The organism is Streptomyces sp. NPDC046203, from assembly GCF_040646255.1.
Classification (GTDB): Bacteria; Actinomycetota; Actinomycetes; order Streptomycetales; family Streptomycetaceae; genus Streptomyces.
Map to the genome: position 1 here is coordinate 80,926 of NZ_JBEYZX010000020.1, position 13,426 is coordinate 94,351.

11 protein-coding genes are annotated in these 13,426 nt (G+C 73.4%); 6 read left to right on the top strand and 5 right to left on the bottom strand.

What is annotated here, in order from left to right; genetic code table 11:
- Positions 1-212: 212 nt before the first annotated feature.
- From ABZ990_RS17175 to ABZ990_RS17185, 3 genes are all read right to left on the bottom strand, one after another.
- The gene (locus ABZ990_RS17175) at positions 213-1,244 is read right to left on the bottom strand and encodes a ketoacyl-ACP synthase III (RefSeq protein WP_361231621.1); all 1,032 of its coding nucleotides are present in this window, start codon (positions 1,242-1,244) and stop codon (positions 213-215) included.
- Between the two features lie 18 nt (positions 1,245-1,262).
- On the bottom strand, positions 1,263-2,213 hold the full coding sequence (locus ABZ990_RS17180) for an ACP S-malonyltransferase (protein ID WP_361231623.1): 951 nt from the start codon (positions 2,211-2,213) through the stop codon (positions 1,263-1,265).
- Positions 2,214-2,314: 101 nt separating this feature from the next.
- The gene (locus tag ABZ990_RS17185; protein ID WP_361231625.1) at positions 2,315-3,496 is read right to left on the bottom strand and encodes a helix-turn-helix domain-containing protein; all 1,182 of its coding nucleotides are present in this window, start codon (positions 3,494-3,496) and stop codon (positions 2,315-2,317) included.
- Between the two features lie 81 nt (positions 3,497-3,577).
- Between ABZ990_RS17185 and ABZ990_RS17190 the strand changes: the two genes are divergently transcribed.
- Positions 3,578-4,363: a pirin family protein gene (locus ABZ990_RS17190; protein ID WP_361231627.1), complete on the top strand. Its 786-nt coding sequence runs from the start codon at positions 3,578-3,580 to the stop codon at positions 4,361-4,363.
- A gap of 125 nt (positions 4,364-4,488) precedes the next feature.
- On the opposite strand, the gene ABZ990_RS17195 is transcribed toward ABZ990_RS17190, so the two are convergent.
- Positions 4,489-5,673, bottom strand: a complete 1,185-nt coding sequence (locus tag ABZ990_RS17195) for an Ig-like domain-containing protein (protein ID WP_361231676.1) — start codon at positions 5,671-5,673, stop codon at positions 4,489-4,491.
- 434 nt (positions 5,674-6,107) lie between these two features.
- Here ABZ990_RS17195 and ABZ990_RS17200 point away from each other — a divergent pair, with 434 nt between their 5' ends.
- From ABZ990_RS17200 to ABZ990_RS17220, 5 genes are all read left to right on the top strand, one after another.
- A complete protein-coding gene (locus ABZ990_RS17200) occupies positions 6,108-7,235 on the top strand; it encodes a peptidoglycan bridge formation glycyltransferase FemA/FemB family protein (protein ID WP_361231629.1) in 1,128 nt (375 codons plus the stop codon).
- Positions 7,232-8,965, top strand: a complete 1,734-nt coding sequence (gene murJ, locus ABZ990_RS17205) for a murein biosynthesis integral membrane protein MurJ (RefSeq protein WP_361231631.1) — start codon at positions 7,232-7,234, stop codon at positions 8,963-8,965. Before ABZ990_RS17200 ends, murJ begins: the two co-directional genes overlap by 4 nt.
- Before the next feature lie 145 nt (positions 8,966-9,110).
- A complete protein-coding gene (locus ABZ990_RS17210; RefSeq protein WP_361231633.1) occupies positions 9,111-9,797 on the top strand; it encodes a response regulator transcription factor in 687 nt (228 codons plus the stop codon).
- A gap of 176 nt (positions 9,798-9,973) precedes the next feature.
- A complete protein-coding gene (locus ABZ990_RS17215; RefSeq protein ID WP_361231678.1) occupies positions 9,974-11,521 on the top strand; it encodes a HAMP domain-containing sensor histidine kinase in 1,548 nt (515 codons plus the stop codon).
- Positions 11,518-12,132, top strand: coding sequence for a hypothetical protein (locus tag ABZ990_RS17220; RefSeq protein WP_361231635.1), 615 nt, complete (start codon positions 11,518-11,520; stop codon positions 12,130-12,132). The genes ABZ990_RS17215 and ABZ990_RS17220 overlap by 4 nt, the downstream gene beginning before the upstream one ends.
- 40 nt (positions 12,133-12,172) lie before the next feature.
- Here the strand turns inward: ABZ990_RS17220 and ABZ990_RS17225 are convergent, their stop codons facing one another.
- Positions 12,173-13,279 (bottom strand): LUD domain-containing protein, encoded by a 1,107-nt coding sequence (locus tag ABZ990_RS17225; protein WP_361231637.1) that lies wholly within the window; start codon positions 13,277-13,279, stop codon positions 12,173-12,175.
- Between the last annotated feature and the right edge of the window lie 147 nt (positions 13,280-13,426).

The window sequence follows — 13,426 nt, forward strand, 5'->3', positions numbered from 1 at the left end:
TGTACGACGGTGCGGTTGCCGCACGCCGTAGGACGTAGGGGACGGACAGGACGACCGGAAGGCCCGGGACACGAGGTCCCGGGGGCCGACCGGCGCCCGGGGTCTGGCCGGCGGATCCCGGCCCGGGGGCCGTGATGCCGGTGGCGGGCCCCAGGGGGGCCTTGGCAGACCCCGGAAGGGCTTCGCAGACCCCGGAAGGGGCTTCGCAGACCCTAGGGGAGAGTAACGACCGTCGCGGCGAAGACCAGCCCCGCCCCGAAGCCGATGAGGAGCGCCGTATCGCCGCTCTTCGCCTTGCCGGTCGCCAGGAGCCGCTCCATCGCGAGCGGGATCGAGGCGGCCGAGGTGTTGCCGGTGGTCGCGATGTCACGGGCGACCGTGACGTGCTCCGGCAGCTTCAGCGTCTTCACCATCGAGTCGATGATCCGCATATTGGCCTGGTGCGGGATGAAGACGTCCAGGTCGTCGGCGGTGATGCCGGCGGCGTCCAGCGCCTGCTGGGCGACCTTCGCCATCTCGAAGACGGCCCAGCGGAAGACCGCCTGGCCCTCCTGCGTGATGGCCGGGAACTTGACCTCGCCGCGGCTGTCGAGCGGCAGCTGCGACACGTCGCCGACGTGGTACTCGTTCCACGGCACGGTCTGCTTGATCGTCTCGGACTTGTCGCCCTCCGAACCCCACACGGTGGGGCCGATGTGCGGCTCGTCCGAGGGGCCGACGATCACGGCACCGGCGCCGTCGCCGAACAGGAAGGCCGTCGCGCGGTCCTCCAGGTCGGTCAGGTCGCTCAGCCGCTCGACGCCGATCACCAGCACATGCTCGGCGGAACCCTCGACGATCATGCCCTTGGCGAGGGTCAGGCCGTAGCCGAAGCCCGCGCAGCCGGCGGAGATGTCGAAGGCGGCGGGCTTGCCGGCGCCGATCTTGTCGGCGATCTCGGTGGCCACGGCCGGGGTCTGCTTGAAGTGCGACACCGTGGAGACGACGACCGCGCCGATCTGCCCGGGGTCGATGCCCGCGTCGGCGATCGCCTTGCCGGCGGCCTCCACCGACATCGCGGTGACGGTCTCCTCCGGGGACGCCCAGTGACGGGTCTCGATGCCGGAGCGCGAGCGGATCCACTCGTCGGACGAGTCGATCGTCTCCAGGATCACCTCGTTGGGCACCACGCGGGTCGGGCGGTAGCCGCCGACACCGAGGATGCGGGCGTACGGGGCGCCCTTACTGGGTTTGATCTTCGCCATGCTTCTCGACACTCCTTGTCAGGCCGTGGCCGACGTCTCGGCGATGAGCGCGCGGGCCGCGTCGAGGTCGTCCGGGGTCTTCAGGGCCACGGTGGGAACACCGCGCAGCGCGCGCTTGGCGAGACCGGTCAGGGTGCCGCCGGGGCACACCTCGACCAGGCCGGTGACGCCCAGCTCCTTGAAGGTTTCCATGCAAAGGTCCCAGCGGACCGGGTTGGCGACCTGGCCGACCATGCGCGCGATGACGTCCGCGCCCGTGGTCACGACCGAGCCGTCCTTGTTGGAGACGTACCGGGTGACGGGGTCGGCCGGGGACAGCTCCTTCGCCGCCTCCTCCAGCCTCGCCACCGCCGGGACCATGTGGTGGGTGTGGAACGCGCCCGCCACCTTCAGCGGCACCACGCGGACCACGCCCTCGGGCTTGTCCTCGGCCAGCGCGGCGAGCTGCTCCATGGTGCCGGCGGCCACGATCTGGCCGGCGCCGTTCACGTTCGCCGCGGTCAGACCGAGCTTCTCCAGGTGCGGGAGGGTCACCTCGGGCTTGCCGCCGAGCAGCGCCGACATACCCGTCTCGGTGACCGAGGCGGCCTCGGCCATCGCGAGCCCGCGGGCACGGACCAGCCGCAGCGCGGCGGTGTCGTCGAGGACACCCGCGAACGCGGCGGCGGTGAACTCGCCGACGCTGTGACCGGCGACCGCACCGGGCGCGACGGCACCGGTGACGAGGTCACCGGGAGCCGCGTCACCGAGGGCGGCGGCGGACAGCAGACCGGCGGCGACCAGCAGCGGCTGCGCCACCGCGGTGTCGCGGATCTCGTCCGCGTCGGCCTTCGTGCCGTAGTGCGCGAGGTCGAGGCCGATGGCCTCGGACCAGGCCGCGACACGGTCGGCGGCACCGGGGAGCTCGAGCCAGGGATTCAGGAAGCCGGGCGTCTGGGCGCCTTGGCCGGGAGCGACGAGTACGAACACCTTCACACTCTCTCTTGGAGACGGTCCTCGACGACGGTGGGGACAAGGACGAAGAACCGTCGAGGGAATTGTCGAAGTCCCACAAAAGTCCAGGGTCGCACCTAGGGCTGCGTCTCCGCGTCGGCCAACCGCCCCAGGATCAGCGCGATCCGCAGAGTGAACGCCGAACGGACATCAGAGGGTGACCAACCGGTGACGTCGGTCACACGTCGGAGCCGGTAGCGCACGGTGTTCGGGTGTACGAACAGCATCCGCGCCGCGCCTTCCAGGCTGCTCGCCTGCTCCAGATAGACACTCAGCGTCTCCAGGAGCGCCGAGCCCGCCTCCTCCAGCGGTCTGTAGATCTCCTCCACCAGCTGGTCGCGCGCGGCGGGGTCGGAAGCGATCGCGCGCTCCGGAAGCAGATCGTCCGCGAGCACCGGGCGCGGGGCGTCCTGCCAGGCCGTGCAGGCCTTGAGTCCGGCGGCGGCGGCCTGCGCGGACCGGGTCGCGGCCAGCAGGTCCGGGACGACCGGACCGGCCACCACCGGACCCTGCGCGTACGGGCCGATCAGGGCCTTCGCCACCGCGAGCGGGTTGTCGTTGCCGCCCGCGATCACCACCAGCCGGTTGCCGAGGACGCCGGTGAGCACCTGGAGCTTGGCGTGCCGGGCGGCCCGCCGGATCGCCTCCACGGTCAGTTCGCTGTCGCCGTCCGGGGCGGTGCCGAGCACCACGCACACATTGTCCGGCGAACTCCAGCCGAGCGCGGCGGCCCGCGAGATCGCGCCCTCGTCGGCCTCGCCCGACAGCACCGCGTTCACCACGAGCGATTCGAGCCGGGCGTCCCAGGCGCCGCGGGCCTCGGCGGCCTGCGCGTACACCTGGGCGGTCGCGAACGCGATCTCCCGGGCGTAGACGAGGAGCGCCTCGCGCAGCACCGGCGCCTCGCCGGGCGCCGCCACCTCGTCGATCGCCGACTCCATGACCTCAATGGTGGTGCGCACCATCTCCACGGTCTGACGCAGGGTGATCGCCCGGGTCAGCTCGCGCGGCGCCGTGCCGAACACGTCGGTCGGGATCGCCTGCGGGGTCTCCGGGTGCCGGAACCACTCGGTGAACGCGGCGATACCGGCCTGGGCGACCAGACCGATCCACGAACGGTTCTCCGGTGGCATCGCCCGGTACCACCGCAGCGTCTCGTCCATCCGGGCGATGGCGCTGGCGGCGAGTCGCCCGGAGGACTGTTCGAGGCGCTTCAGGGTCGCGGCATGCGGGTGAGCGGCGTTCACGGGATCAGACACGGGGACAAGACTGCCTTATCGGAAGGGCCGCATGCGGTGGCGGGGCGGCTGGGGAGAAAGCCGATGACTACCGTAGGCCCTGTGATACTCATCCAGCGCGCGGACGAGCGGTACCCCGGCGGCGACCCCGGCGCGGGCATCGACACCCGGCACGCCTTCTCCTTCGGCCGGTTCTACGACCCCGCCAATCTCCGCTTCGGCGCGCTGCTCGCCTGCAACGAGGAACGCCTCGCGCCGGGCGCCGGTTTCGACGAGCACCCGCACAGCCACACTGAGATCGTCACCTGGGTCGTCGAGGGGGAACTCACCCACCGTGACTCGACCGGACACGCCACGGTCCTTCGGCCCGGCGACCTCCAGTACCTGAGCGCCGCCTCGGGAGTCCGGCACACCGAGCGCAACGACGGCGCGGCCCCGCTCGCCTTCGTACAGATGTGGCTCGCCCCGGCGGAGGCCGGCGGCGAGCCGTCGTACGAGGTGGTGCGGGGTGCGGCGGGCGGAGGCGCGAGGGGCAGTGGCCCGGCGGATGGTGGGTCGGCCGGCGTCCTTCCGGCGGAGGGTGTCCCGGCCGGTGCGGGTGGCGGCCCGGCCGTCCCCGGCGAGGGCGGCGCCGCCTTCTCGTACGCGGTTCCGGCTGCCGCAGCGACCCTCCATGTCCACCGGCCCGCCGCCGGTGACCGGGTCGCGCTGCCGGACGCGGACACTCTCTACGTCCATGTGGTGCGGGGTGCGGTCCGCCTCGCGGACCACGACCTGGCGCCGGGCGACGCGGTCCGCGCCACGGCGGAGAAGGGCCTCACGCTCCTGGCGACGGCCGACGCCGAGACCCTGGTGTGGGCGATGCGGGACACCGTCGCGCAGTGGTGACCGTCGCGCAGTGGTGACCACCGGGCGCCGATGACCGCCGGGTGTCCGGGACGGCGGTCGAGTCGGCGGCCCGGGCAGCGTCCGGGCGGCGGCCGTCACGGGAGCCGAGTGCCCCCGTGTCCCGCTCAGCGCAGGGCGCTCTTCGCGCGCCACTGCTCCCACGACACGTTCCACGCCCCGTAGCCGTTGCCCTCGGCGACCACGCCCTTGGTGTCCGCGCCCTTGATCTCGAAGGGGTCGCCGGGGCGGAGCGCCTCGAAGAGGCTCGCGGCCTGCTCGGTGCTCATGCCGATGCAGCCGGAGCTCTGGTTCGAGCGGCCGAAGTACTGCGCGTTCCACGGCGCCGCGTGGGCGTACATTCCCGACCAGGTCAGCCGCATCGAGGAGTGGACCATCTTGTCGTAGGCGGAACCGAGCCCGACGGTCTCGGAGTTCATCCTGACGGTGCCCTCCTTCGCCATCAGGACGGCGGTGCCCCGCCAGGACCGCTTGTCGCCGCCCGGAGTGCCGCCGGAGACCGGGATCGTACGGACGGTGCGGCCGTCCTGTTCGACCGTCAGCTGGTCGCTGTCGAGGTCGACCTTGACGATGCGGGCCGTCGAGTCGACGGTGAAGCCGGTCTGGTAGTCGCGGACGAACCAGCCGCCGCGGGCGCCCGAGTCGGTGCCGTTCAGGGTCGCGTCCAGGGTGACCTTCGTACCCGGCTTCCAGTACGCGCTGGGGCGCCAGTCCACCCGGTCCTTGCCGGACCAGTCGGTGATCCAACCCCAGGAACCCTCGGTGTTGTTGGACGTGGTGACCTTCAACTGCTTTTCCACGGCCGCCTTGTCGGCGACGGGACGGTCGAAGACGATCGACAGCGGCTGGGCGATGCCGACCGTGGTGTTCTTGCCGGGGGCCAGCGTCAGCTTGTTGACCAGCTCCGCCTTCGGCGTGCTGAAGGACTTGCGGGACGTCGTCTCCTTGCCGCCAGTGCCGCGGGCGGTGACCTCGACGGTGTACGAGGTGCCGGGCGCGGCCTTCCGGTCGGACGCCCACGAGGCGGAGTCCGCGCTCGAACGGCCCGCGAGCACACCGCCGTCGGCGTCGACGACCTTCACCGAGGCGAGGGTGCCGCCGCTCGCCGTGACCTTCACCGGACGGCCGGCGGCCGGCGGCGCCACGGTCACCTTCGCCGGATCGCCGTGCGCGCCGGCGGCGGCGGAACCGCCACCCGTCGTCTCGGTCGCCGTCGCGGCCGAACAGGCGGTGAGCGCCGCCGCCGTGAGAGCGAGCAGGGGAATGTGGACGCGTATGCGACGCGTGCGGATCCGCGGCACGGGACCGACCTTCCGAGAGGGACGACGAGTGGGATGTCCTGGACTGTAGGCGGCTGTGGAGGCCCGTAGCGCCCCTGTGACGGTAATGCGGGGGAACGGTCATCGTCCGGTCACATTCCCCGCGCGGACCGGTCACGGCCGGCTGTGAATCTGCCGTCATGCCCCACCAGCGAACGGCCACCGAAGGCCGCCGAACGGGGCGGAAGAAGGAGGCCCCCGTCGTGTCCGCGCTGCTTGTCCCGCCCGCGTCCCCCGGTCCCTCCGCGTCCGACCAGGAGCCCGCGTCAATGCCGGCGTCAGGCGCCTGGCCGGACGCGGCATCCGGCTCCACATCCCGCTCCCCGCATGGCTCGATATCCGGTGCGGCGTCCGGGTCTGCGCCCGGCTTCGGGCCCGCCTCCGCCGCCGGGCGGTGGACCGGGCCCGTGACCCCCGAGACGTACCGCGCCTTCCTCGACAGCCGCTCCACCGGAGCCGACGGACCGAGCTTCCTCCAACTGCCTGCCTGGGCCGCCGTGAAGGACGGCTGGCGCCATCAACTCGTCGGCTGGGGAGCCGAGTCCGGCCGTATCGACGGCGTCGCGCTCGTGCTCCTGCGGCCGCTGCCCGGCACCCGCAAGTTCTTCGCGTACCTGCCCGAAGGCCCCGTCGCCGACTGGGCCGACCCCCGGATCGACGACTGGCTCGACCCGCTGCTCGCCCATCTGCGGGCCTCCGGCGTGTTCGCCGTACGGATCGGCCCCGAGCCCGCGTTCCGGCGCTGGGACGCCGCCACCCTCAAGGCCCACGCCGGACCCGGCCGCCGCCTGGCCGACGTCCTCGCCACCGAGGTCGACCCGCTCGGCACGGCCGTCGCCGAACGGCTGCGGTCCCGCGGCTGGCAGCGCTGCGGCGGGGACAGCGACGGCACCGGCGACGGCGCCGACGCCCAGCCCCGGCTCGTCTACCAGATACCGCTCACCGGCCGCACCCCCGACGACCTGTGGTCCGGACTCAACCAGGAATGGCGGCGCAACATCCGCCGCGCCCGCAAGAGCGGCGTCGAAGTCGTCATCGGCTCCGCCGCCGACCTGCCCGCCTTCCACCGACTGCTGCGCGTCACCGAGGAACGCGACGGCTTCCGGCTCGGCCGCTCCCTCGCGTACTACGAGCGCCAGTACGCGGTCCTCAACGCCGAGTGCCCGGGCCGCATGAAGCTCTATCTCGCCCGCCACGAGGGCGAGATCCTGGCCGCCCACACCATGATCACGGTCGGCCGGCGGGTCTGGTACCAGACCGGCGCCTCCGCCGACCACCGCCGCGAGGTCCGCCCCTCCAACGCCCTGCAATGGCGCATGCTCCTCGACGCCCACGCCCTCGGCGCGGACGTCTACGACCTGCGCGGGGTACCCTCCACCCTCGACCCCGACGACCGCGCCCACGGGCTGCTGCGCTGGAAGCTCGGCACGGGCGGACAGGTCGTCGAAACCCTGGGGGAGTGGGAGATTCCGTTGTCCGGTACGACCAACCACACGCTGTACCGCGCCTTCCAGGCGTACATGGCCCGCCGATGACGGGGGTCGCCACCGACCGTACGGGAGCGGACGGCCCCGGCGGCTTTGCCGCCCCCGCGAACCCCGGCCCCGGCGCCCCGGCGCCGGGGCGCGGCCCGTCCCTGCTGCGCAGCGGCGCCGTGATGGCCGCCGGTTCGCTCGTCTCGCGCGCCACCGGATTCGTCCGCTCGGCGATCGTCGCCGCCGCCATCGGCACGGGCTTCGTCGCCGACGGATACGCCGTCGGCAACTCCGTGCCCACGATCGTCTACATGCTGCTCCTCGGCGGCGCCCTCAACGCCGTCTTCGTCCCCGAACTGGTCAAGGCGGCCAAGGAACACGAGGACGGCGGCGTCGCCTACACGGACCGGCTGCTCACCGTCTGCCTGCTCGCCCTCACCGCGCTGACGGCCGCCGCCGTGCTCGCCGCGCCCGCGATCGTCGACGCGTACACCGACTACACGGGCGCGCAGCGGGACATGACGATCGCCTTCACCCGCTCCTGCCTGCCGCAGATCCTCTTCCTCGGCATGTTCACCCTGCTCGGCCAAGTCCTCAACGCACGCGGCCGGTTCGGCGCCATGATGTGGACCCCGGTACTCAACAACGTCGTCGTGGTCGCCGTGTTCGGCCTCTTCCTCGCCCTGTACGGCGGCACGGGCGCGGGCACCGGCCCCGGCGGCACCCTCTCCCCTGGACGGACCGCGCTGCTCGGCTGGGGCACCACCGCGGGCATCGTCCTGCAGGCCGTCGCCCTCGTCCCGTCCCTGCGCGCCGCCGGCTTCCGCTGGCGGCCCCGCTTCGACTGGCGCGGCAGCGGACTCGCCGCACCCCTGCGCGCGGCCGGCTGGCTCGTCCTGCTCGTCCTCACCAACCAGGGCGCCTACTGGGTGACGACCAAGGTCGCCACGGCCGCCGGCCAGCTCGCCGAGGGCGCCGGACTCAGCGCGTACAACAACGCCTACCAGCTGTGGATGGTCCCGCACGGCATCGTCACCGTCGCCCTCGTCACCGCCCTGATGCCCCGGATGAGCGGCGCGGCGGCCGACGGCGACCTCGCCGCCGTACGCCGTGACGTCGCGGGCGCGCAGCGCACCAGCGCCGCCGCCATCGTCCCGGCCGCCTGCGCCCTGTTCGCGCTCGCGGTGCCGGTGATGGGCGTGGTCTACCAGTACGGCCGGACGGACGCCGACGCGGTCCGCTCGATGGCCTGGATCCTGATGGCCCTCGCGCCCGGACTCGTCGCCCTGTCCGGGCAGTACGTGTGCACCCGCGCCTTCTACGCGCTGCGCGACACCCGTACGCCGTTCTTCCTCAACCTGGTCATCGCGGGCCTCAACGCCCTCCTCGCGGTCACCGCCCACGCCGTCCTGCCCGCCCGCTGGGCGGTCGCGGGCATGGCCACCGGCTACAGCCTCGCCCTGTGGGCCGGGTGGGGGCTGACCGCGCACGTCCTGTCCCGGAAGCTGCGCGGCACCGGCCGCGCGGACGGCCGCGAGGCCGCGGGTACGGGGGCGGTCGCCGCGCTCGTCCGGCTCCTCGCCGCCGCGGTGCCCGCCGCCGGACTCGCCCTGCTCACCGCCGAACTGACCACCCCGGCGGGCCGGGTCGTCTCCGGCCTCGCCGGCGCGGCGGTCATCGCCGCCGTCTTCGCGCTCCTGGCCCGGCCGCTCGGCCTCACGGAGGTACGGAGGCTGATGACGGGCATCGCGACCCGCGTACCCGGCCGCGGGCGAAGCCGCCGAGCCTGACCCGCCCCCGGACGCCTCGTCCCACCCCGGCGCCCTCACCGGACCCCCCTGGTGAGGGCGCCGGTCTGCCCGTACCGTACGACGCCGTACCGCCGTACCGCCCCACCTCCGACCACCTGGCCCGACCACCTGGGAATCACTGCCGATGCCACGCGTGCTGCTGATCGAAGACGACCCCTCCGTCCGCGAGGGCGTCGAGCTGGGGCTGCGCCGCCGCGGCCACGAGGTGCGCGCCGCGCCGACCGGCGAGGCGGGCCTCGCCGCGCTCGGCGAGTTCCGGCCCGACCTGCTGTTGCTCGATCTGATGCTGCCCGGCATGAACGGCGTGCAGGTCTGCCGCAAGGTCCGCGAGACCAGCCAGCTGCCCATCATCATGCTCACCGCCCGGGGCGACGACTTCGACGTGGTCGTCGGCCTGGAGGCGGGCGCCGACGACTACATCGTCAAGCCCGCGCGGACCCAGGTCATCGAGGCCCGCATCCGCGCCGTGCTGCGCCGCATCGAGGAACCGGGCGGCGGCCGGCCCGGCGTCGAGTTCCACGGCGAACTGGCCATCGACCGGGTCGGCCTGACCGTCGCCAAGAACGGCGACCGCGTCGCCCTCGCCCCCTCCGAACTCAAACTGCTGCTCCACCTCACCGCCGCGCCCGAGCAGGTCTTCAGCCGCCAGCAGCTCCTCGAACACGTCTGGGAGCACAGTTTCCACGGGGACGCGCGGCTCGTCGACGCCTGCGTCCGGCGGCTGCGCAACAAGATCGAGGACGTGCCCGGCGAGCCGCGCTACATCCAGACGCTGCGCGGCTTCGGCTACCGCTTCGGACCCCTCCAGTGAGGGCCCGCTCCCGCTCCCGGTCCCGGTCCGACGCCCGGTCGGATGCCAGGACAGATGTCCGGTCCGACGCCCGGAACGACGCCGGGCCCGACGCCGGGCCCGCTCGTCGCGCGCCGGGCACCGGCCGGCGGGCGAGGGCCCGCGCGGCCGCCCGCCGTCGCCCGCGCCCCTTCGGCCTGCGCACCCGGCTCGTCTTCGCCTTCCTCCTCGTCGCCGCCGTGGGCTGCGGCACGACCGCCGCCCTGACCTACCGCGCCGCCCGCACCGCGATCCTCGAACAGACCCAGGACACCGCCGTCGGCTCCTTCCGCCGCCAGGTCGCGACGCTCTCCACGTCGCTCCCCCTCAACGAGAAGTCCATGCGCGTGGAGTTGCTGAGGATCGCCGCCGAGGGCCGGCCGCACCCCTGGCGGGTGTACGCGGAGTACGACGGCGTCCTGCGCGTCTCCTCCACCGACCGGCCCGAATCCAGCGTCCTCACCCCCGAACTGCGCGCCCACGCGCTGGCGTCGGACACCCCGCACGGCAGCTTCCAGCGGGTCGTCCGGGACGGCACCCCGTATCTCACCATCGCTGTCCCCGCCGTCTTCCCGGCCGGCCACAGCTACCCGGCGGGCCGCCCCACCGGGGTCGTCCTGTACGCGGTGATGGACCTGCGCGTCGAGGACGCCAACATCGCGGCGATGGTCGCCGCCGCCCGCGACGGCGCCCTGCCCGCCCTGCTCGTCGCTCTCGTGCCCGCGTTCATCGCGGCCCGCAGCGTGCTGCGCCCGGTCCGCGAATTGCGGCGCGCCGCCCACGACATGGGGGAGGGGCGGCTCGACGCCCGGATCCAGGCCAAGGGCAGCGACGAACTCGCCGACCTCGCCCGGACCTTCAATCAGGCGGCGGCCGAACTGGAGAGTTCGGTCGAGGAGTTGCGGAACGCCGAAGCCAGGGCCCGTCGCTTCGCCTCCGACGTCTCGCACGAACTGCGCACTCCGCTGGCCGGGATGCTCGCCGTCACCGAGGTCCTCGACGAGGACGCCGACACCCTCGACTCGGACACCGCCCGCGCGGTCCGCCTGGTCAGCGCGGAGACCGGCAAACTGGCCGTCCTCGTCGAGGACTTGATGGAGATCTCCCGCTTCGACGCGCGCGCCGCCGAGCTGCACACGGACGAGGTCGACGCCGCCGAACTGGTCCGCAAGACCCTCCAGAACCGCCACTGGGTGGGACCCGGTGCGATCGGATCCGGCGCGGTGGGGCCCGGTGCGGTGGGGTTCGGCGGGCAGACGGGAGGCGGCGCCTGGGCCGGGAGCCATGCCGGGCCCGGCGTCGGGATCGGGGCCGGGATCGGGGCCGGGGTGGCGCCGGGGGCGGTGGTCACCGAGCTCACCGACGGCATCCGCGCCCGGCTCGACCCGCGCCGCTTCGACGTCGTCGTCGCCAACCTCGTCGGCAACGCCCTGCGGCACGGCGCCGCACCGGTCACGGTCCGGGTGTACGAGGAGGGCGGCGACCTCGTCACCGAGGTCGCCGACCGGGGCCCCGGCATCCCCGGCGACGTCCTGCCGCATGTCTTCGACCGCTTCTACAAGGGCGACCCGGCCCGTACCCGCTCGGCGGGCAGCGGCCTCGGCCTCGCGATCACCCTGGAGAACGTCCGGCTGCACGGCGGCACCGTCGTCGCCGCCAACCGCCCCGACGGCGGCGCCGCCTTCACCGTCAGGATCCCCCTGTGACCCGGATTCCCCTCTCCGCGTGGCGGGTGCGCGCCGCCACCGCCCTGACCCTCGCCATGCCCCTGGGCCTCGCCCCGCTCGCCACCGGCTGCGGCATCCAGAAGAGCGACGTCGTGGAGGCGGGCGGTGCGGCGACCGTCACCGTCCAGCCGACGACCGGAGCCCGGGCGATCCTGTTCTTCGTCGGCCGTGACGGCCGGCTCCTGCCGGTGGCCCGTAACTACACCTTGCCGAGGACCGGGAGCCCCGTGGATGCCGGAGGTGCGGGAGGGCTCGCCACCCCCGACACCGAGTACGACTACGTCATCGGCGTCGACAAGGTGCTGTCCATCCTGCTCTCGGGCCCGGACGAGCGGGAGCGCGCCGCCGGGCTCACCAGCCGTATCGACCTGGAGGGCAAGCCCGTGGCGTACACCAAGCCCATGCCCGGCCCCGACGGCACGTCGGACTTCACCGTCCGCTTCTCCACCAGGGTCCGCGACCTCGACCCGCTGGCCGTACGCCAGGTGATCTGCACCATCGCGTACGGCGCGTCCCCGAAGGGTTCCTCGGCGGTCACCCTCGCGGGCATCGACGGCACCCTGCCCGCGGCCCACTGCGAACCCGACTAGCAGCCGTCCGGGCCGTCCGAAAGCAGGTTCGCCCCCGGGGTCAGAATCCGATGGCCTCGCGCACCAGCAGCACGGTGCCACGCCCGGGAAACGGCTCGGCGTTGAGGATGAGCAGCCGGTTGACCGCGCTCGGCTGCCCGTAGGCCGCCTGCGCGCGTACGTTCTCCAGCGGGAGGGCGTGCTCCTCGACCCGGCGCAGCGCCGTCGCGAGGTCGGGCACCACCTTCTGCGCCCCGACGACCCAGACCGCCTTCGCGGCACCGCCCGCGGAGGCGGGCAACTGGCTGCCGCTGCCGGAGGCGATGACGAGCGCGCCGGTCTCGGTGACGGCCGCGACGCTGGCCACGAAGACGTCCGGGGTGGCCGTGAGCCGGCGGATCTCGTCGGACTCGGTGGCCCGGTCCATCGTCAGCACCCGCGGCCGGACGGCCTCGCACCGGCCGCCCGTCTCGATGTCCTCGGCGATCCCGGAGAGCCGGAGTGTCTCGCTGGCCCCGGTGAACACGCTCGCGCCCTCGGGGATCAGCTCCGCCATACGGACGCGGGCGGCGGCGACGTCGTCGAGCAGTTCGGCGGCGAAGCCGTTCGCCCGCAGCGCGGCGACGGTCCGGTCGAGCCGCTCGGCGGACACTGGCGCGCCGAAGTCGTCGGCCACAGCCGCCTCTTCGACGGGCGCGCCCATCTCGGCGGCGCCGTGCGCCTGGTCGCCGGGGCCGGGCGCCGAACCCGCGAGCGGGGTGGTGTCGACGTACCGGACCTCGTAGACGCGCTCGGCGAACCTCCAGCCCTCCGGCAGACGCCGGTAAGTGTCGTGGTAGACGGCGAAGTTCTGACCCGAGCGGCCGTCGAGCACCCGCGCGATCTCCTGGATATAGGTGCGCCCGGTGGCGGTGTCGCCGTCGATCTCGACCGCGCCGGGGTGGCTGTTCTGGACGAAGAAGTCCCACTGGCTCTGCAGGCGTTCGCCTCCGGTCCGGATCTCCTCCCGGCCGGTGAACTCGACCGGGATGTTGGGCATGCTCAGCACCCCGTCGGGGGTGAACAGCGCGGCGAGACGGGCGCGGTCGCGCATCATCGCCGCGTCGGTGAACTCGGCGCGCAGCGCGTCGATCTCGACCCGGTCGGCGATCTGCTGGAAGTCGTTCATGGCCGGACTCCTGTCCTGGGGAGGGGGGCTCGTGTTCCTCTTCACCCGTCCGACAACACAGCCCCGCGGAATGTGAGGTGGGCCGCCGGCCTCACAATCCGCCGCTCTGATCGGTCGGGAGGGGTGAGGGCCGGAAGCGTGTCGGCG

What these genes read in the sequence shown, in the direction of transcription:
- ABZ990_RS17210 (WP_361231633.1), top strand. Translation starts at nt 9,111, where the DNA reads ATGCCACGCGTGCTGCTGATCGAAGACGACCCCTCCGTCCGCGAGGGC.
- ABZ990_RS17175 (WP_361231621.1), bottom strand. Translation starts at nt 1,244, where the DNA reads ATGGCGAAGATCAAACCCAGTAAGGGCGCCCCGTACGCCCGCATCCTC.
- murJ (WP_361231631.1), top strand. Translation starts at nt 7,232, where the DNA reads ATGACGGGGGTCGCCACCGACCGTACGGGAGCGGACGGCCCCGGCGGC.
- ABZ990_RS17225 (WP_361231637.1), bottom strand. Translation starts at nt 13,279, where the DNA reads ATGAACGACTTCCAGCAGATCGCCGACCGGGTCGAGATCGACGCGCTG.